This is a genomic window from Paraburkholderia sp. A1BS-2L, from assembly GCF_051125205.1.
In the GTDB taxonomy this organism is placed as follows: domain Bacteria; phylum Pseudomonadota; class Gammaproteobacteria; order Burkholderiales; family Burkholderiaceae; genus Paraburkholderia.
In genome coordinates this window covers 1030423-1048345 of the sequence record NZ_CP120429.1, presented here as the reverse complement: position 1 = coordinate 1048345, position 17923 = coordinate 1030423, and the positions used below count along the sequence as shown (strand labels likewise).

Here is a 17923-nt window from a genome sequence, read left to right as displayed (position 1 = left end):
CAAGGTCCATCGGCGGCGCGACGCATGTTTCGCGGTCCCAAAACCGATTTCCCAACGATGCGACGCGCGCGGCGCAGCCACGGCTGCCGACGCGGCGTCGTCCCATGGAGCGACACGATGAACGCACGCGAACCCGCCATGTTTTCCGCTGCGGTTCCCGCATCGCGCAGCGCGCGGCTGCGCCAGATGCTGGTGAGCAACGAACTCGAATTCCTGATGGAAGCGCACAACGGCTTGTCCGCGCGGATTGCGCGCGAGGCGGGTTTCAAGGCGATCTGGGGCTCGGGCTTGTCGATCTCCGCGCAGTTCGGCGTGCGCGACAACAATGAAGCGAGCTGGACCCAGGTGGTCGACAACCTCGAATTCATGGCCGATGCGAGCGATCTGCCGATCCTGCTCGACGGCGACACCGGTTACGGCAATTTCAACAACGTGCGCCGTCTCGTGCGCAAGCTCGAGCAACGCGGAATTGCGGGCGTGTGCATCGAGGACAAGCAGTTTCCGAAGACCAACAGCTTCATCAAGGGCGAAGCGCAGCCGCTTGCCGACATGGACGAGTTCTGCGGCAAGATCAAGGCCGGCAAGGATTCGCAGCACGACGAACATTTCTCGATCGTTGCGCGCGTGGAAGCGCTGATCGCGGGCTGGGGCATGGACGAGGCGCTCAAGCGCGCCGAGGCCTATCGCCTCGCGGGCGCGGATGCGATTCTCATCCACAGCAAGCTCTCGAAGCCCGACGAGATTCTCACGTTCGCGCGCGAGTGGGCGGGGCGGGGTCCGCTCGTGATCGTGCCCACCAAGTACTACAGCACGCCCACCGATGTGTTTCGCAAGGCCGGCATCAGCGTCGTGATCTGGGCAAACCATCTGGTGCGCGCTTCGGCTTCGGCAATGCAGTCCGTCGCGAAGACGATTCACGAGACGCAGACGCTCATCGATGTGGAAGACCGCATCGCGCCCGTCAACGAAATCTTCCGTCTTCAGGACGCCGATGAGTATTCGGAAGCGGAAAACCGCTACCTGAGCGCGTCGCGCACGGCGGGCGCGGCGATCGTGCTGGCGGGGAGCCGTGGCTCGGGCCTCGATGCTTTCACGGAGGACAAACCGAAGGTCATGCTGCCCGTGGCGGGTAAGCCGCTGTTGCGCTGGCTCGTCGACGCGTTCAAGAAGCAGTCGGTCAACGACATCACGGTGGTGGGCGGCTATCGCGCCGACGCCATCGACATGGCGGGCGTGAAGCTCGTGCGCAACGAGCGCTATGGGCAGACCAACGAGCTCGCCTCGCTCGCGTGCGCCATCGACTCGCTCAAGAACGACACGGTGATCTCGTATGGCGACCTGCTGTTCCGCAGCTACATCCTGCGCGATCTGGTGGAAAGCGAAGCGGACTTCAGCGTGGTGATCGATTCGTCGCCGGAGTCGGAAAGCAGCAGCACGCGCGACTTCGCGTGGTGCTCGTCGGGCGACGATCGTGGCCTCTTCGGCAACAAGGTGCTGCTTGCCCGCATCGCGAGCGGGCCGGCCGCGAAGGGTGAGGAGGGCGAGGCGCCGCACGGACGCTGGATCGGCCTCATGAGCGTGCGCGGCGCGGGCCGCGAGAAGCTCGCGAACAAGCTCGCGCAACTGCAAACGCGCGCCGACTTCGACACGCTCGACATGCCCGCGCTCCTCAATGCGCTGATCGCGGATGGCGAGCAGGTCGAGGTGCAATACGTGCGCGGTCACTGGCGCGGCGTGAACGATCTCGAAGATTTCCGCCGCGCGGGGGATTTCGCGCAGGGCGTACTTACGCAGGGTGGCGTCATGCCGGGCGCTGCTATGCAGACGCAGACGCGGGCTCAGTCGAAGGCGGAGGGCCAGGCATGATCGAAGCGGCGCAGTTTGTGGAAGCGGCGCGCTCGCGCGGCTTCGAATGGTACGCGGGCGTGCCGTGCTCGTTCCTCACGCCGTTCATCAATTACGTGCTGCAGGACGAGTCGCTTCATTACGTGTCGGCGGCAAACGAGGGCGATGCCGTCGCGCTGATTGCGGGCGTGGCGCTCGCCGGCGAGCGCGGCATCTCGATGATGCAGAACTCCGGGCTAGGCAACGCCGTGAGCCCGCTGACTTCGCTCACGTGGACCTTTCGCCTGCCGCAACTGCTGATCGTGACATGGCGCGGCCAGCCTGGCGTGGCCGACGAGCCGCAGCATGCGCTGATGGGCCCCGTCACGCCGCAGATGCTCGACACGATGGAGATTCCGTGGGAGCTGTTCCCGACGCAAGCGGAAGCCATCGGCCCGGCGCTCGATCGCGCGCTCAGGCATATGGACGAAACGGGCCGCCCCTATGCGCTCGTGATGCAAAAGGGCAGCGTTGCGCCGTTCGAACTCGAGGGTGGCGGCGCGATGCCCGAGAAGCATGCGCTGCCCGTCGCCCAGTCGAAATGGACGGAGCGGACTCCTGATCAATTGCCCACGCGCCAGCAGGTGCTCGAACGCGTGATTGCGGCTACGCCCACGCAATCGTCGGTGGTGCTGGCGTCGACGGGTTTCTGCGGACGCGAGCTCTACGCGCTAGACGACCGCGCCAACCAGCTCTATATGGTGGGCTCGATGGGCTGCGTCACGCCGTTCGCGCTCGGGCTCGCGCTTGCGCGTCCGGACCTGAACGTGGTGGCGCTCGATGGCGACGGCGCGGCGCTCATGCGCATGGGCGCTTTCGCGACGCTGGGCGCTTACGGCCCGTCGAACCTCACGCATGTGCTGCTCGACAACGGCGTGCACGATTCGACCGGCGGCCAGGCGACGGTTTCGCCGCAAGTGTCGTTCGCGGGTGTGGCGGCGGCATGCGGTTACGCCGAGGCGGTGGAAAGCGACGACCTCGCGGCGCTTGACGCCGTGCTCGCTGGCGCGAACGATGCGGCGGGCGACTCGGGACTGAACGGCACACGCTTCGTACGTCTGACTATCCGCCGCGGCACGCCCGATGGGCTGCCGCGTCCGACCATCACGCCGCCCGAGGTGAAGGCGCGTCTCATGCGCCACATCGGCGCGCCCGCTCATGCAGCGGAACATACCGTTGAACGATAAGGAATTGCCGATGCTGTTGCTCAATCCCGGTCCCGTCACGCTTACCGAGCGCGTGCGCCGTAGTCTGCTGCAGGAAGACCTCTGCCATCGCGAAAGCGAATTCTTCGACGTTCAGGAAGACGCGCGCACGCGCCTCCTGGGCGTCTACGATCTGGACCTCGCGCAGTGGCAGGCGGTGCTCATGACCGGCTCCGGCACGGCCGCGGTCGAGAGCATGATTGCATCGCTCGTGCCCGCCAACGGCAAGCTGCTGATCGTCGAGAACGGCGTGTACGGCGAGCGCGTCACGCAGATCGCCACGCAGTACCACATCGCACACGAAGTGATGAAGCACGAGTGGATGCAGGCGCCCGATCTCGCGCGGGTTTGCGCGGCGCTCGACGCTGACCGTGCGATCACGCATGTCGCGATCATCCATCACGAGACCACCACGGGCCGGCTGAACGATCTGCGTGCGCTGGGCGAGGCGTGCCGCGCGCGCGGCGTGCAGATGCTCGTGGATGGCGTGAGCAGCTTCGGCGCCGAAGCCATCGATTTCGCCGACACGAGTATTGCCGCTGTGGCCGCGACCGCGAACAAGTGCCTGCACGGCGTGCCGGGCGCGGCCTTCGTCGTGGTGCGCCGCGCGGCGCTCGCGAATGCATCGAGCCGCACGTACTATCTCGACCTCAAGCGCCTCGCCACGCTCCAGGATCAGCGCAATACGCCGTTCACGCCTTCGGTGCATGCGTATTACGCGCTCGTCGAAGCGCTGCGCGAACTCGCCGATGAAGGCGGCTGGCAAGCGCGTCACGCGCGTTATGCAGCGCTTTCGGAGCAGGTGCGCGCGGGTTTTGCGGCGCGCGGGATGGCGAGCGTGTTGCCGAAGGACGAGTCCTCGGTGGTGTTGCGAGCGTTCCGTCTGCCGGTTGGCATCGACTATCCGACGCTGCACGACGCGCTCAAGGCGCGCGGCTTCGTGATTTATGCGGGGCAGGGCGGTTTGTCGAAGGAACTGTTCCGCATCTCGACGATGGGCGATATTCATGCCGCCGACGTCGAGCGTCTGCTGGCGGCGTTCGACGCAGTCGCGAAGTAGCCGTCGCGATTCGGACGGGCGCCTTACCCCGTCACGCGTTCTCCCGCGCGCAGCGCCGTGGTTTCCTTCGCGGGCTTGCTTGCACTCTTGCGGCGCGCCCGCGCCTTCTTCAGCCAGATCAGCACGCCCGTCACGCTGAGCATCGCGACGGCCACGCCCATGCAGCTCATGGCGATGCGCCCCGGTAATCCGGCGATGCGGCCCGAGTGCAGCGGAAACTGCGCCTGGATGAAGAGGTCGCCGGCGCTGCCGCGTCCGGGTATTTGCCGGGCGATCACCTCGCCGGTGCGAGCGTTCATGACGAGCCAGGGGTTGCCGAGGCCGGCGTCGCCGTGATCGTTGCCCGCCGCAAAGTAGCCCACGCCATACGCGCCGAGCGCGGGCATCGCGAACAGGCCGCCCGGCGGCGCGGCAATGCCTTCGCGGCGGCCCAGCGCGGGCGCCATGGCGGCGATGCGCGCGCGCGCCGAAGTGGTTTCTTCGGGCGTGAGCTCGGGACCGGGCGCGACGGTGCGGAACGGGTCCGGCGCGAGCGTCGAGAACATCGACACCACGGGGCGCACGACCTGCGTGCCCAGATTCATCGAGATCGATGTGAGTGCAACCATTATTAGCAGGCCCCAGAGCCAGACGCCTCCCGAGCGGTGCAGGTCGAAGGTGAGCGCGTAGCCGCCGCGCTTCACGCGAAAGGCGAGCGATTTGCGCCAACTCTTGAGGTTCGGAAAGGCGAGCACGATGGCGACGAAGCCGTCCAGCAGCCAGGCCATGCCGACGACGCCCATCGTCCAGACGCCGAAGTCGATGCCCATCCTGGTCGGCAGGAACAGCGTGTAGTGCAGCTGATAGAGGAACGGGATCAGATTCAGGCGCGCAAGCGAGGGCGCACCCCACATGCGGCGGCCTTGCTCGGCGCCGGTGACCGGGTCCAGCGCGACCTGGTTGTAGCCGAGCGCGAAGGGCGCGCCGGTCTTCGGGTCGATGCGCGGTTCCACGCGCACGACGAACGTGTGGCCGGGCTCGACCGAGAGCGGCATGTAGCTGATCTGCGCGCGCGGATCGGCGGCTTCCACGCGCTGGGCGAGCGTGAGCGCGGGCAGCGGCGCGCCGGGCGTATCGGCGTGATAGAAGGACCGATTGAGCGCCGCATCGAGCTCGTGGTCCCAGCCGATCACGGCGCCCGTGAGGCCGGCGAGAAACAGGAACGCCGCCGTGCCGAGGCCGAGCCAGCGGTGCAGGCGGACCAGCAGGGCTCTCATGCGGGCGCGCCGGGAAGAGTGCGAGCGCGGTGATCGCAGCGAGTGCGGCGGTCCGCGCGGGCGGGCGCAGTCTGGAAAGCGGTCACGACGGTTGGGATGAATCCGGCTGAGTGCAATGTTGGTTGCAAATGCGAATCGTTCGCATTCTATAAAGAGATGCGCGCGAACGCAAGCTTCGCGAAAGCAGGAAGACGCGGAGGCAGGCGGGAAATTCGGCTGGCGGCGAGTGCCGCGCGGCCGGCGCTTGGTGGCGCTTGGTGGCGCTTCGCTACACCGGATCCTTGCTCGGCGGAGCGTCCGGACGTTGCGGCTCCTCGCCGTGATGTCCGGGCGGTGGTGGCGTGAGCGGATCGCGCTCGGGGTCACGCGTGGGATCGGCGAGCGGGTCGGGCAGCGGGTTGGTGTGCGAGCAGATCATCGCGGGTACCTCGTGAGCAGGCGTGGCCAATCGGGCGCGATGTGTGGATGGTCCTTATAGCCTAGGCGATCGGCGCGCCTCGTGCGGGATTTCGCATGCGCGCGCGAGGCGCTGGAAACGCGCCGGAGACGGCAAGCGCCTAGAGCCCATCCAGATCGGCGGGGGTATCGACGTCGCGCAGGATGCCGGGGTCGTTCACGTCGATGCGCGTGAGCGCGGGCGAGTTCAGCAGCGCGCGCGCGCCGGTGTCGCCGTCGAGCGCAAGCAAGGCCGCGCGATGCGCGAGCCCGAATCCGACCGGATGACCGCGCTGCCCGTGATAGAACGGCGCGACCAGCGGCTTGCCCGCATCGAGCTCGCGCGCGACGGCCTCGATGGTCGCGGGCGCGATGCGCGGCATGTCCGCGAGCGCCACGATCCAGCTTTCTCCTTCGGTGTCGGCCTTGATCGCCGCGGCGAGGCTCGCGCCCATGCCTCTCGCGGCGGCGGCGGCGAACACCACGTCGCAGCCGGCGTCGTTCAAGACGTGCGCGAGCGCTTCCGCGCCGGGACGCACCACGGCGATCACCCTTGGCGTGACCGTCAAGAGCCGGTGCGCGGCCTCATGAGCCACGCTGACGCCGCTGCGCAGCGGCGCGAGAAGCTTGTTGCGCAAACCGTCTGGATCGAAGCGCGATCCGGTGCCGGCGGCGAGCAAAACGCCAGTGGCGAGCGATGCATAGGCCATGGGGGGAGCCGCGCGAGAGGGGGAGGCGTTGATTGTGCGGTGCAACCGCGCGTGAGGCAAGCCCAGGGAAGACGCGCGGCGCGCCGCGTGTTCCGTTCATTCCGTGGTGCCGCGCGTGCCTGTCATTAAATCGTCACGCGCGGGTTACGCGAATGCGTGACGCGGCAGCATCATCTTGTCGAGCGTGATCGGCAGATCCCGCACGCGCACGCCCGTTGCGTGATAGACCGCGTTGGCGATCGCGGCGGGCACCCCGGTGATGCCGATTTCGCCGATGCCGCGCACGCCGAGCGGATTGAAGCGCAAGTCCGGCGCGCCCACGAACAGCACATCCAGATCGCCGATATCGGCGTTCACGGGCACGTGATAGTCGGCGAGGTTGCCGTTGGCGAAGCGGCCCGTGCGCGCGTCCAGCATGGCGTCTTCGTGCAGCGCCGTGCCCACGCCCCAGACCATGCCGCCCATCAGCTGGCTGCGCGCCGTTTTTTCGTTGAGCACCTGCCCCACGTCGTAAGCGCCGACGATGCGCGCCACGCGCAGCGTGCCGAGCTCGGCGTCCACGTGCACCTCGGCGAAGACCGCGCCGAACGAGTGGAACGCGTATTGCTGCCGCTCCGCGCCCGGCTTCTCCGCGGCTTGCGCCTCGATCGGCTCGCCGCCCGCGCGCGCGATGATGGCGGCGGCCGGGTCGCGGCGCGCCGGGTCGCGGGTCGCCAGAACCCAGCCGTCGGCGACCGCGACGTCCCCGGGAGCCACGCCATGGACTGGAGAAGCGGGGTCGGCAATCGCGAGCGCGATCAGTTTGTCGCGCGCGGCGCGTGCCGCCGCCTGCACGGCGGGCGAGACGCTCGCCGCCGATTGCGAGCCGCCCGAGACCGGCGCGCGAGGCAGCGTCGAATCGCCGAGCGCGAAGCGGATACGCTCTGGAGGAAAGCCGAGCGCATCGGCGGCCACCTGGGTCATCACGGTATACGTGCCGGTGCCGATGTCCTGCGTGCCGGAGGCGACCATCGCGGTGCCATCGGGCAGGATGCGCGCGATGGCCGCCGCTTCGCTGCGGTTGGCCGGATAGGTCGCGCCCGCCATGCCCAGGCCGATCAGCGTGTTGCCCTCGCGCATCGCGCGCGGCGCGTTCACGCGGCGCGACCAGCCGAAGCGCTGCGCGCCCGCCGTATAGCATTCGCGCAGCGCCTTCGACGACCATGGCCGGCCTTCTTGCGGCTCCGCTTCCGCGTAGTTTTTCAGGCGCAGCGCGATGGGGTCCATCTTCAGGCGCCACGCCAGTTCGTCCATCGCGGATTCGAGCGCGAACGAGCCGGTGGTCTCGCCGGGCGCGCGCATGAAGGTGGGCGTGCCGACGTTCAGCGGCACGACGCGGTGGCTCGTGCTCAGGTTCGGGCATGCATACATCATGCGCGTGACGAGACCCGACATCTCGGTCCAGTCCTCGAACGCCGAGGTGTGCGAGAGCGTGTCGTGGCGCACGCCGGTGAGCGTGCCGTCCGCGCGCGCGGCAATCGAGAGATGTTGCTCCGTGTGCGGCCGCGAGCCCACCAGCCCGAACATCTGCGGCCTGGTGAGGGCGAGGCGCACGGGACGGCCGGTTTGCTTCGCGGCCATCGCGCACAGGCTCACGTGAGACCATGAGGATCCCTTACAACCGAAGCCGCCGCCGATGAACGGCGAGATCACGCGGATATGCTCCGCCGGGATGCCGAATACGGCGGCCACGGCGGCGCGATCGTTCGTCACGCCCTGGGTGGCGTCGTAGAGCGTGAGTTCGGGACCGTCCCAGCGCGCCATGGTCGCGTGCGGCTCCATCGGGTTGTGGAACTGCGTGGGCGTGGTGTAGACCGCGTCGACGCGCAGCGCGCCTTGGTGCAGGCCCGCTTCCACGTTGCCGCGCTGCGAATCCATCGGGCGTCCGGGTATGGCGGGCGGCGTGTGCGCCTGCGCTTTGGCGCGCGCGAAGTCGAGCGTCGCCGGCGAGGCAGCGTAGGTCACGCTCACGTGCTGCGCGGCGTCGGCGGCGTGCTCGAGCGTATCCGCGACCACGACCGCGACGGGCTCGTTGCTGTAGCGCACGACGTTGTCCTGGAGCAGCGTGAGGCGCCGCACCGCGGGCGGCGAAACGGGCGGGCGCCCCGCGTTCGGCAGGCGCATCGCGTTCTGCGAGGTCATCACGAGCAGCACGCCCGGCATGGCCTGTGCACGGCCCGTGTCGATCGATGCGATCGTGCCGCTCGCCACGGTGCTTGTCACGAGCACCGCATGCGCGAGACGCGCCTCGGGAAAATCCGCCGCATAGTTCGCGCCGCCTGTGACTTTGAGCATGCCGTCGATGCGCTCGACCGGCTGTCCGATCAGCTTGTCCATGCGTGTTCTCCCGTGACGCTCGCGCTGCTTGCGCCAGTCGCTGGACTGCCCGCGGCCAGCATGGCGGCGCGCACCATGGCGCGCTGCGCGAGCTCGACCTTGAACGTGTTGCCGGAGAGCGGCTGTGCTTGCGCGAGTTCCGCGGCGGCGGCGCTGCGCAACGTGGCCGAGTCGAGCGTGTGCCCGGCGAGATGCTGCTCGGCGCGGCTGGCGCGCCACGGCTTGTGCGCGACGCCGCCTAGCGCGATGCGCGCGGCGCGCACGCGCTGGCCATCGAGCTGCAAGGCCACCGCGACGGAGACGAGCGCGAACGCGTAGCTCGCGCGGTCGCGCAGCTTCAGGTAGTGCGTGTGATCGCTGAACGCGGAGGGCGGCAGGTCCACCGACGTGATCAGCTCGCCGGGCGCGAGCGTCGTGTCCTGATCGGGGCGCTCGGCGGGCAGCCGGTGAAACTGCGCGATCGGAATCGCGCGTGCGCCGCGCGGTCCGCTTACTTGCACGGTGGCCTCGAGCGCCGCGAGCGCCACGCTCATGTCGGACGGATTCACGGCCACGCATTGCGCGCTCGCGCCGAGAATCGCGTGCATGCGATTGAAGCCCTCGCGCGCGGCGCAGCCGCTGCCGGGCGCGCGCTTGTTGCACTGCGCGAACGCGGTGTCGTAGAAGTACGCGCAACGCGTGCGCTGCATGAGATTGCCGCCCACGGTGGCCATATTGCGCAGTTGCGGCGACGCGCCCGCGAGCAAGGCCTGCGTGAGCAGCGGGTAGCGCGTGCGCACGAGCGCGTGGTTCGCCGCGTCGCTATTGCGCACGAGCGCGCCGATGCGCAGGCCGCCATCGGGCAAGGTCTCGATGTGCCCGAGTGCGGCAAGGCGCGTGATGTCGATGAGCTTGAGCGGATGCGCGAGGCCGCCTTTCATGAGGTCGAGCAGATTCGTGCCGCCGCCGATAAAGGCTGCGCCCGGCTGCTGCGCGGCGGCAATGGCGGCGTCGATGTCGTCGGCGCGCTGCAAGGAGAACGCGTCCATTGCGATGCTCCTTTCTTTCAGGTGCAGGCCGCGTGCGCGTCGCGCACCGCGGCCACGATGTTGGCGTAGGCGCCGCAGCGGCAAAGGTTGCCGCTCATGCGCTCGCGAATCTCGGCGTCGCTCAGTTGCGTGGGAGGCGTGCGCACATCGGCGGTCACGGCGCTGGCCGCGCCGGCTGCGAATTCCGTGAGGCAGGCGGTGGCCGAGCACACTTGGCCGGGCGTGCAGTAGCCGCATTGCAGCGCGTCGCGTTCGATGAAGGCGCGTTGCACGGCGCTGGGTGCATCCGCGCCCGCGAGGCCCTCGACGGTGGTGATGCGCTGGCCCTCGTGCATCGCGGCGAGCGTGAGGCAACTGTTGATGCGGCGGCCTTCCACGAGCACCGTGCAAGCGCCGCACTGGCCGCGGTCGCAGCCTTTCTTCGTGCCGCTCAGGCCGGCGTAATCGCGCAGCGCGTCGAGCAGCGTCACGCGCGGCTCGATATGAAGCACATATTCGCGACCGTTGATGTCGAGCTTGACCGGTTGCGCGGTGGCGGGCGAGGGCGGTGGCGTGGCGGTATCGGCGGGGGACGGCGTGTGCTGCGACGGCGCGTCTTGCGCATGCAGATGAGGCACACTGCCCAGCGCGGCGGCAGCGGCGGCCGATTGCAGGAAGCGGCGGCGGGTGACGTCGGCGGGAGGAGGGGCGTTGGACATGGCGTTCGACAGACTCCATAACGAAGACGGAACGTAAGGCGCGCAATGAAGCACAAGCGCATGGCCGGATTTGCCATGCGCGGAGTTTCGCGGCGCGGCTGTCCGAATGCAGCAAATTCGATGCCGCGTTCAGTCGGGCGTGCTCTCCTTGCGCCCCTTATGAGAACCGCACGTTGCGCTCGTGGAACGCGAAAGTAAAGCGTTGGCGCACGTTTTTCGAGGTGCGAAGTGCTTGCTGGCGCAACGCTGTCGCAGGGCTGGCATGAAGCTGTCGCGAAGCTGGCGTGGCGGACAGAATTGCGCTGCTGCCACAATCGAAACCGTTTTTGGATAAGCAGGATCGCTAATCGATTGCACTGCGCTGCGCGTCAGCTTGCGCGAGCGCCAGCGTGCTCACCGTCTCGCGCAGCCATGTCAGCGCGGGGTCCGCGTGGCTGCGCGGATGCCAGGCCGCATGCATGGAAAAGCCGCGCGCCTCGAATGGCAGCTCGAACAGATCCACGCGGTCCAGGCTGCGTGCAACGAGCCGGTAGGGCAGCGTGGCTACGTAGTCGGTGCGCGCGAGCACTTCTGGCACGAGCGTGAAGTGCTGCACCGAGAGCGCCACGCGCCGGCGCCTCCCGAGAGCTTCCAGATGCTCGTCCATGAAGCCGGAGAAGCTGCCGCCACTGGTCGAGACCAGTACGTGACCGAGCGCGCAATAGCTGTCGAGATCGAAAGCGGCCGTGCCGCGCGGGTGTCCTTTGCGTTGCGCGACGACGAAGCGCTCGTCGTAGAGCTTTCTTGTCTTGAGCGTGGGCGGCACCTGCTGCGCGGAGCCGAGCAGCAGGTCGATTTCGCCGCGCTCGAAGCGCTGCGCGAGCGAGCCGGACTCAATGGCGACGAACGCGAGCTGAACGGCCGTCCCGGCGAGGTGCGCCCATTCGATCATCAGCGGCAGGCCGAGCACGGCCACGCACTGGTCGCTCGTGGCGATCACGAAGCGCCGCGAACTGGTAAGCGGATCGAACGCGGGCTGGCGGCGCACCACGGTCTCGAGCGTTTGCAAGGCGGCGTGCAGGGGCTCCATCAGCTCGAGCGCACGCACCGTACGCGTCATGCCGCGGCCGTTGGCGGCGGGAATCAGCAGCGGATCGTCAAAGAGCTGGCGCAGCCGCGCCAGTTGGGCCGAAACCGCCGGTTGCGTGAGGTTCAGGCGCATGGCCGCGCGCGTCACGTTCGATTCCGCGAGCAGGGCATCGAGCGTGACCAGCAGATTCAGGTCGATTCCGGAGAGATCGATCACGGTGATGGGTCATATGCATGGGATCGATTTCAAGAATACGTGCGCGTCACCTACAGTTCAATCCGTCAGACGAACCGTGCAAGTCCCCTCTCGCCGAACCAGGGCAAACCGACCAAGGAGAACGAAGCCATGAAAGCATGGATGCTCGATCGACCCGGCCAGCCGCTCGCGCTGCGCGACGTGCCACAACCCCATCCGCGCCGGGGCGCGCTGGTGGTCGGCATGGAGGCCGTGCCGCTCCTCAGCTACACACGCCAGTATGTCGAAGGCAAGCTGCCTTTCGGGTATCCCGGCGGGCCGTTTTCGCCGGGCACCAACGGCATTGGCCGCGTGCTCGCCGTTGGCGAGGGCGTGTACGGCTACCGCGCCGGGCAGCGCGTTGCGCTGAGCCCCTACTGGGTCGCCGACGAGGCTCTGCGCGAGCCCGCCCAGGCGCTGCTCGGGCTCACCACGATCAGCCCCGACAGCGCGCCCATGCTGGCCGATTTTGCGCATGGCACCCTGCGCGAGGTGGTCGAGTTTCCCGCCTCCACGGTGTTTCCGCTCGACGGTCTGAATGACCTGCCGTCGGTGCGGCTTGCCGCGCTCGGCAAGCTCGTGGTGCCGTTCGGCGGGCTGCGGCGCGGCCGGCTGGCTGCCGGCGAAACCGTGGTGGTGAACGGTGCGGCCGGCGCGTTCGGCGCTGCGGCGGTGCTCGATGCGCTCGCGCTGGGCGCGAGCCGGGTCGTGGCGGTGGCGCGGCGGGCCGCAGCGCTGGCGCCGCTTGCGGAGCTGGGCAATGGTCGCGTCGCGACTGTGGCGCTCAGCGGCGACAGCGCGCGCGATAGCGTGGCTATCCGCGACGCGGCGGGTGGCGGCGCCGATCTCGCCTTCGACATGGTCGGCCACGCGAGCGACCCGGGCTCGACGCTCGCCGCGCTGCGCAGCCTGCGCCGCAATGGCCGCATGGTGCTGATGGGCAGCATGGAGGTGGATCTGCCCATCGTCTATCGGGAAATGCTGATCAACAACTGGGAGTTGATGGGGCACTTCATGTACAGCGGCGCGGATTACCGGGCGCTGATCGCGCTCGTGCGCTCGGGCCAGCTGCCGCTCGACGCGATTGAAATCGAGCGCTATGCGCTCGATGCGCTGGAGGCCGCGATCGACGCGGCGCAAGCGGCACAGGGGCTGACGTGCGTGACGGTTTGCATGCCCGGCGTGCCTCAGTCGATGCCGTGAAACACGGCGTCGTCCGGGCCGAGGTAGGCAGGCGCACGCCATACGGCATCGCGCATCGAGTGCTGCACGAGATTCTCCACACCCAGCAGCACCGCGAAAATCGCCATGCGCACCGGAATGCCGTTGTCGGTCTGGCGGAAGATCGCAAGGCGCGGGTCATGATTCAGGTCGGTCGAGAGGTCGTTCGCGCCGGGGCGGCTGTCGCGCGGCAGCGGATGCATCACGAGCGTCTCGGGGCTGCAGCACTCGTCCATCAGCGCCTGGTTGATCTGGAACTCGGGCGTGTAGCCTTCGAACGACTCGTCGGCGAAGCGCTCCTTCTGGATGCGCGTGGCGTAGACCACGTCCGCGCCGCGCAGGCCCGCGCGCAGGTCGTGCGTCTGCTCGACGACGTGGCCGTTGGTCGAGATCTTGTCGACGATGTACGCGGGCATTTCGAGCTGCGGCGGCGAGATCAGCGTGAACTTGATGCCGCGATAGAGCGCGAGCAGCTTCACGAGCGAGTGCACCGTGCGGCCGTACTTGAGGTCGCCCACGAGCGCGATATGCGCGCCATCGACGATCTTGCCGAGACGCGAGAACTCGCGCTGGATCGTGTAGAGGTCGAGCAGCGCCTGGCTCGGGTGCTCGCCGGGGCCGTCGCCGCCGTTGATCACGGGAATGTTCACTGCGCGCGCGAATTCGGCCACCGAGCCTTGATCAGGATGCCGAATCACCATCGCATCCACGTAGCCGGCCATCACGCGGCTCGTGTCGTAGATCGACTCGCCCTTGGCCATCGACGAAAACGTGAAGCCCGTGGTGTCGCAAACCGAGCCGCCCAGCCGGCAGAACGCGGCGCCGAAACTCACGCGGGTGCGCGTGCTGGCTTCGAAGAACAGGTTGCCGAGCACCGCGCCTTCGAGCACGCGCGAGATTTTCCGGCGGCGTGCGATGGGCTGCATGATGTCGGCCACGCGGAAGAGGGCTTCCACTGAGTCGCGCGAGAACTGGTCGACCGACAGCAGTTGCGGCTTGCCTTCGAACTCCATCTGGCTCGCCAGCGAACGCGACTCTACGCTTTGCGTATAGATTTCGCGCGGCTCGCCGCTGCCCACGATTTCCGAGACGAAGCGCTCGACGATCTCGGGCATGGCGCGCGATTCCTGCGACTCTTCCGGCAGCAGCCACGTGTCCAGCGCCCGGCGCGACACGCCGATGCGGCTCGCGAAGGCATCGCGGGTCATATTCAGACGCCGCATGGCGTCGCGGAGGAAGGCTTGTTGCGGAACGCTCATGACTGGCACCTGTGATGTCGGGTTGATGTACGCGTTGCGTATATTAGTGGGGCGGCGTGAGAAGTCAAGGGCTTTCGTGCGGCAGTGGCCGGGGCGAGTGCGACAACGTAGCGCAGCGCCTCCCCGAATGCGCTGTCGAGGGCGCTGGTCGTGCCGCAGTGCAGCAGATCCGCGGCCTGACAGGCTGTTCTGAGCGCTCTTTTCCCGGCACGTCCCCTTTTATCGGGATGGGCATTTTTGAGGCGCCACCATAATCGCGGTTTTGATTTTGGACGGGCCGGCGCACGCCGGCTTCCGCAGCCTGAGATGTACGCATTGTTCTGTACCCTGGTGTCGTGCGCCGCGCTCCTGCGCGCGAAGCGGCAGCGGCGGAGCCAGCCATGAAGATGCCGTGGTCCAGCTCGGTCGACGAGCTTTCCAGCGGCGAAACCCGTTTCGTCACGCACCGCGCCGCGCGCCGCACGGCGATGGCGGCCGCATGCGTGGCGGCGGCCATCGCGCTGGCTGGCGGCGTGGCCATCGGCCGTTATAGCGGCACGGCGCCCGCACTTGCGAGCTCGGCCGCCGGCGCGGCCACGCACCATTACGTGGTGGGCGAGATCGGCCGCATGAACGCATCGATTGCGCTGCTCGATCCGCGCATCGAGCGTCTGGTCTCGCAGATTGCCGAGTTGCGCCAGTTCGATCAGCGCCTGCGCGCACAAACGCCGCGCGGCGCCACGGCGGTGCCCGCCGCGCCCGCCGCGCGCTCCGGCGACGATGACGGCGGCGAGGGCGGCGGCGAGGGCGGCCCCGCGCTCGCGCCGAGGCGCTGCCTCGAGGCATCCGCCGCGCGCGCCAACGTCCATGCCATCAACGGCGAGGTCGACTGCATGGCGGCCACGCTCGCCGCGCTCGAGCGGTCCGTGGCGGAGCACAAGGCCGCGTGGGATGCGTTTCCGGGCCGTCGTCCTACCGACGCGGGCCGGCCCGGCTCGCCGTTTGGCAACCGCCTCGATCCGTTCACGCAGCGCCTGAGCTTTCATCCGGGGCTCGATATCGTCGCGCCCACGGGCACGCCGATTCTCGCCGCCGCGGGAGGCCGCGTGATCTTCGCAGGCGTGAAGTCGGGCTATGGCAATGCGGTGGAGATCGACCACGGCAACGGCTTCGTCACGCGTTATGGGCATGCGTCGAAGATCGACGTGCAGGTGGGGCAGATCGTGCTGCCGCGCGAGCATATCGCCGACGTCGGCTCGACCGGGCGCTCGACGGGCCCGCATCTGCACTTCGAAGTGATCGTGAAGGGCGTTCAGGTCGATCCCGGCGACTATCTCGCGCTGTTCGACGCCTATCGGACTGAAAGCACCGGACGAAACGGCAATGGCTGACGCACGACGCTTCGCGCGCCAGCGTCGCGACGCGCAGCGCGAATTCGAATTGCAGCCAGTGCGCTCGCTCGCATGGCGCTGGGGCGTGGCGCTCGCATGGACCGTCGCGGCGGCGTCGGCTGGCGCGGGGCTCGCCGCATGGGCGCTGCATGCCGGTGACGCCGGGCAGTGTCCCGCCGTCGAGCCCGATGTGCTGCAAACGCGGCTCTCCAATGTGGAACTCGCGCTGGAGCAGGAGCGCGCGGAGCGCTCGGCGCTGCAGAAAGCCGCGGATGCGGCGCAGGCCGAGACCGCGAAGCTGCAAGCCGAACTGGTGTTCATGCGCAACCACGGTGCGCGCTCGAACGCGCGCTGACGCTGGTGTCCGATTACCGCCGCCCGCTGGGCGCGGCTCTACCCAACCTCGACAAGACCATCTGGAATCAACCGTAATTAACCGCAACGGCACGACTCATGTTCAACAGGAAGAAACCCCAGCCGGGCATTGCCCAAACCAAGCTCGCGACGCTGATCGCCGAGGATGTCCATGTCACGGGCAATCTGGAATTCGCCGACGGCCTGCGGCTCGACGGCAAGGTGAGCGGCAACGTGACGAGCAAGCCGGGCGCGCAGACACTGCTCGTGCTGAGCGAGCGCAGCGCCGTGCAGGGCAACGTGCATGGCTACGACATCGTGGTCAACGGGCGCATCGTGGGCGACGTGATCGCCGATCATTTCGTCGAATTGCAGTCGAATGCGCACGTGGTCGGCAACATCTACTACCAGCAATTGCGGATGGATTGCGGCGCGAGCGTGGATGGCAAGCTCACCAGGCGCGACCCGGGCGACGCGCCGGGACTGCTGCTCGATACCTCGGTAACGTCGGTAACGTCGGTCACCGACGTCGAGGCGCACGACTGAGCGCCAGGGCGCGCGCGATTTCCAGTACACTGCCCGACATGCCACGTCAGCCGAGTCCCTTCGTCACGCCATTTGCCGTCGCCGCTTCGCGCGCGATGCTGGCGCGCGCGCAGGCCTCCTGCGCGTGCGTGAAAGCCAAAGCCAAAAAACAGCCGCTCATCTGACCGGAGCATGCTGTTCCGTCGGATGGTGCGATGGAACGGCCTGCCGGCGGCGCCCCGCCTCTTTCTCCCTGCTGGCTTGCCCAATTCCCGCGTACGGTTCGACGGACCTTTCACACGGTCACGTACAAGGGAAAATCATGTCTTCGTTTTCGGGTATCTGGATTCCGCTGGTCACGCCGTTCAATCGCGGCGCGGTCGATCATGAGGCGCTCGATGCGCTCGTGCGCCACTACGCGCAAGCCGGCGTAGCGGGCTTTGTCGCGCTCGGCACGACCGGCGAGCCGGCCGCGCTCGACGAGCTCGAGCAGGACGCCGTGCTCGCCACCGTGCTCGCGGGCGCGGGCGGCCTGCCGGTGGTCGCCGGCGTGAGCGGCAATCACACACAGTCGCTGTGCGAGCGGATTGCCGCGCTCAACGAGATGCCCGTGGCAGGCGTGCTGGCGGCCGCGCCGTATTACATTCGCCCGTCGCAGGCTGGCGTGGCTGGGCACTTCGCGGCGCTGGCCGATGCGAGCCGCAAGCCCGTGATCGTCTACGACATTCCCGCGCGCACGGGCGTGCAACTCGAATTGCCGACGCTGCTCGACCTCGCGGGCCATGCGCGAATCGTCGCGGTGAAGGATTGCGGCGGCTCGCTTGCGAAGACGCTCGCGCTGATTCTCGACGGCCGCCTGCAGGTGCTGTGCGGCGAGGACATCGAGATGTTCGGCGCGCTGTGCGCGGGCGCGAGCGGCGCGATTGCGGCATCGGCGCATCTGTTGCCGGAACGTTTTGTAGCGATGGAGCGCGCGTTGCGCGAGGGGCGTCTCGCCGATGCGCGCGCGCTCTGGCACGCGCTCGTGCCGCTCGTGCGGGCGGCGTTCGCGGAGCCGAATCCGGGGCCGGTGAAGGCGGCGCTCGCGCGGCGCGGGCTCATTCGCAATGAACTGCGCGCGCCGATGACTTGCGCGAGCGCCGCGCTGGAGGAAGCGCTGGGAAAGATGGTGGCGTGAGCGGCGGAAATACCGCGCGCCGAACATCACGCGGTTTGCCGCGCGAAAACGGGCGCGTCCTG

General features: G+C 68.2%; 16 protein-coding genes. 8 read left to right on the top strand and 8 right to left on the bottom strand.

Annotation, left to right across the window (positions count from 1 at the left end):
* The first annotated feature begins 117 nt into the window (after window positions 1–117).
* Genes aepX through P5W98_RS19465 form a run of 3 tightly spaced genes read left to right on the top strand, consistent with a single transcriptional unit; the run spans window position 118 to window position 4149 of the window.
* Window positions 118–1866, top strand: a complete 1749-nt coding sequence (gene aepX / locus P5W98_RS19475; protein ID WP_421026434.1) for a phosphoenolpyruvate mutase — start codon at window positions 118–120, stop codon at window positions 1864–1866.
* Window positions 1863–3071 carry a phosphonopyruvate decarboxylase gene (gene aepY / locus P5W98_RS19470; RefSeq protein WP_421026435.1) on the top strand — a complete coding sequence of 403 codons (1209 nt, stop codon included), beginning with the start codon at window positions 1863–1865 and terminating at the stop codon, window positions 3069–3071. Before aepX ends, aepY begins: the two co-directional genes overlap by 4 nt.
* Window positions 3072–3081: 10 nt before the next feature.
* Window positions 3082–4149, top strand: coding sequence for a 2-aminoethylphosphonate aminotransferase (locus P5W98_RS19465; protein WP_421027059.1), 1068 nt, complete (start codon window positions 3082–3084; stop codon window positions 4147–4149).
* Between the two features lie 23 nt (window positions 4150–4172).
* On the opposite strand, the gene P5W98_RS19460 is transcribed toward P5W98_RS19465, so the two are convergent.
* The 7 genes from P5W98_RS19460 to P5W98_RS19430 all read right to left on the bottom strand — a co-directional run bounded on the left by P5W98_RS19460 (window position 4173) and on the right by P5W98_RS19430 (window position 11937).
* Window positions 4173–5405, bottom strand: a complete 1233-nt coding sequence (locus P5W98_RS19460; RefSeq protein WP_421026436.1) for a PepSY-associated TM helix domain-containing protein — start codon at window positions 5403–5405, stop codon at window positions 4173–4175.
* A 268-nt stretch (window positions 5406–5673) separates the two neighbouring features.
* Complete coding sequence (locus P5W98_RS19455; protein WP_421026437.1) at window positions 5674–5823, bottom strand: hypothetical protein; 150 nt, start codon at window positions 5821–5823, stop codon at window positions 5674–5676.
* Window positions 5824–5962: 139 nt separating this feature from the next.
* Window positions 5963–6550 carry a nucleotidyltransferase family protein gene (locus P5W98_RS19450; protein WP_421026438.1) on the bottom strand — a complete coding sequence of 196 codons (588 nt, stop codon included), beginning with the start codon at window positions 6548–6550 and terminating at the stop codon, window positions 5963–5965.
* Window positions 6551–6694: 144 nt separating this feature from the next.
* Window positions 6695–8926 carry a xanthine dehydrogenase family protein molybdopterin-binding subunit gene (locus tag P5W98_RS19445; protein ID WP_421026439.1) on the bottom strand — a complete coding sequence of 744 codons (2232 nt, stop codon included), beginning with the start codon at window positions 8924–8926 and terminating at the stop codon, window positions 6695–6697.
* Entirely contained in the window at window positions 8914–9954 is a 1041-nt protein-coding gene (locus P5W98_RS19440; protein ID WP_421026440.1) for an FAD binding domain-containing protein, read from the bottom strand. Before P5W98_RS19440 ends, P5W98_RS19445 begins: the two co-directional genes overlap by 13 nt.
* 17 nt (window positions 9955–9971) lie before the next feature.
* The gene (locus P5W98_RS19435) at window positions 9972–10652 is read right to left on the bottom strand and encodes a (2Fe-2S)-binding protein (RefSeq protein ID WP_421026441.1); all 681 of its coding nucleotides are present in this window, start codon (window positions 10650–10652) and stop codon (window positions 9972–9974) included.
* 343 nt (window positions 10653–10995) lie between these two features.
* Window positions 10996–11937, bottom strand: a complete 942-nt coding sequence (locus P5W98_RS19430) for a LysR family transcriptional regulator (RefSeq protein ID WP_421026442.1) — start codon at window positions 11935–11937, stop codon at window positions 10996–10998.
* Between the two features lie 129 nt (window positions 11938–12066).
* Between P5W98_RS19430 and P5W98_RS19425 the strand changes: the two genes are divergently transcribed.
* Window positions 12067–13158 carry a zinc-binding dehydrogenase gene (locus P5W98_RS19425; protein ID WP_421026443.1) on the top strand — a complete coding sequence of 364 codons (1092 nt, stop codon included), beginning with the start codon at window positions 12067–12069 and terminating at the stop codon, window positions 13156–13158.
* Here the strand turns inward: P5W98_RS19425 and P5W98_RS19420 are convergent.
* Window positions 13143–14435, bottom strand: coding sequence for an aspartate carbamoyltransferase (locus P5W98_RS19420; RefSeq protein ID WP_421026444.1), 1293 nt, complete (start codon window positions 14433–14435; stop codon window positions 13143–13145). The genes P5W98_RS19425 and P5W98_RS19420 overlap by 16 nt on opposite strands.
* A gap of 380 nt (window positions 14436–14815) precedes the next feature.
* On the opposite strand from P5W98_RS19420, the gene P5W98_RS19415 reads away from it, so the two are divergent.
* The 4 genes from P5W98_RS19415 (at window position 14816) to dapA (ending at window position 17861) form a co-directional block, all read left to right on the top strand.
* A complete protein-coding gene (locus P5W98_RS19415) occupies window positions 14816–15805 on the top strand; it encodes a M23 family metallopeptidase (RefSeq protein ID WP_421026445.1) in 990 nt (329 codons plus the stop codon).
* Entirely contained in the window at window positions 15798–16160 is a 363-nt protein-coding gene (locus tag P5W98_RS19410) for a hypothetical protein (RefSeq protein WP_421026446.1), read from the top strand. Before P5W98_RS19415 ends, P5W98_RS19410 begins: the two co-directional genes overlap by 8 nt.
* Before the next feature lie 98 nt (window positions 16161–16258).
* Entirely contained in the window at window positions 16259–16705 is a 447-nt protein-coding gene (locus P5W98_RS19405; protein ID WP_421026447.1) for a bactofilin family protein, read from the top strand.
* 301 nt (window positions 16706–17006) lie between these two features.
* On the top strand, window positions 17007–17861 hold the full coding sequence (dapA, locus tag P5W98_RS19400; RefSeq protein WP_421026448.1) for a 4-hydroxy-tetrahydrodipicolinate synthase: 855 nt from the start codon (window positions 17007–17009) through the stop codon (window positions 17859–17861).
* The last annotated feature ends 62 nt before the right edge of the window (window positions 17862–17923 follow it).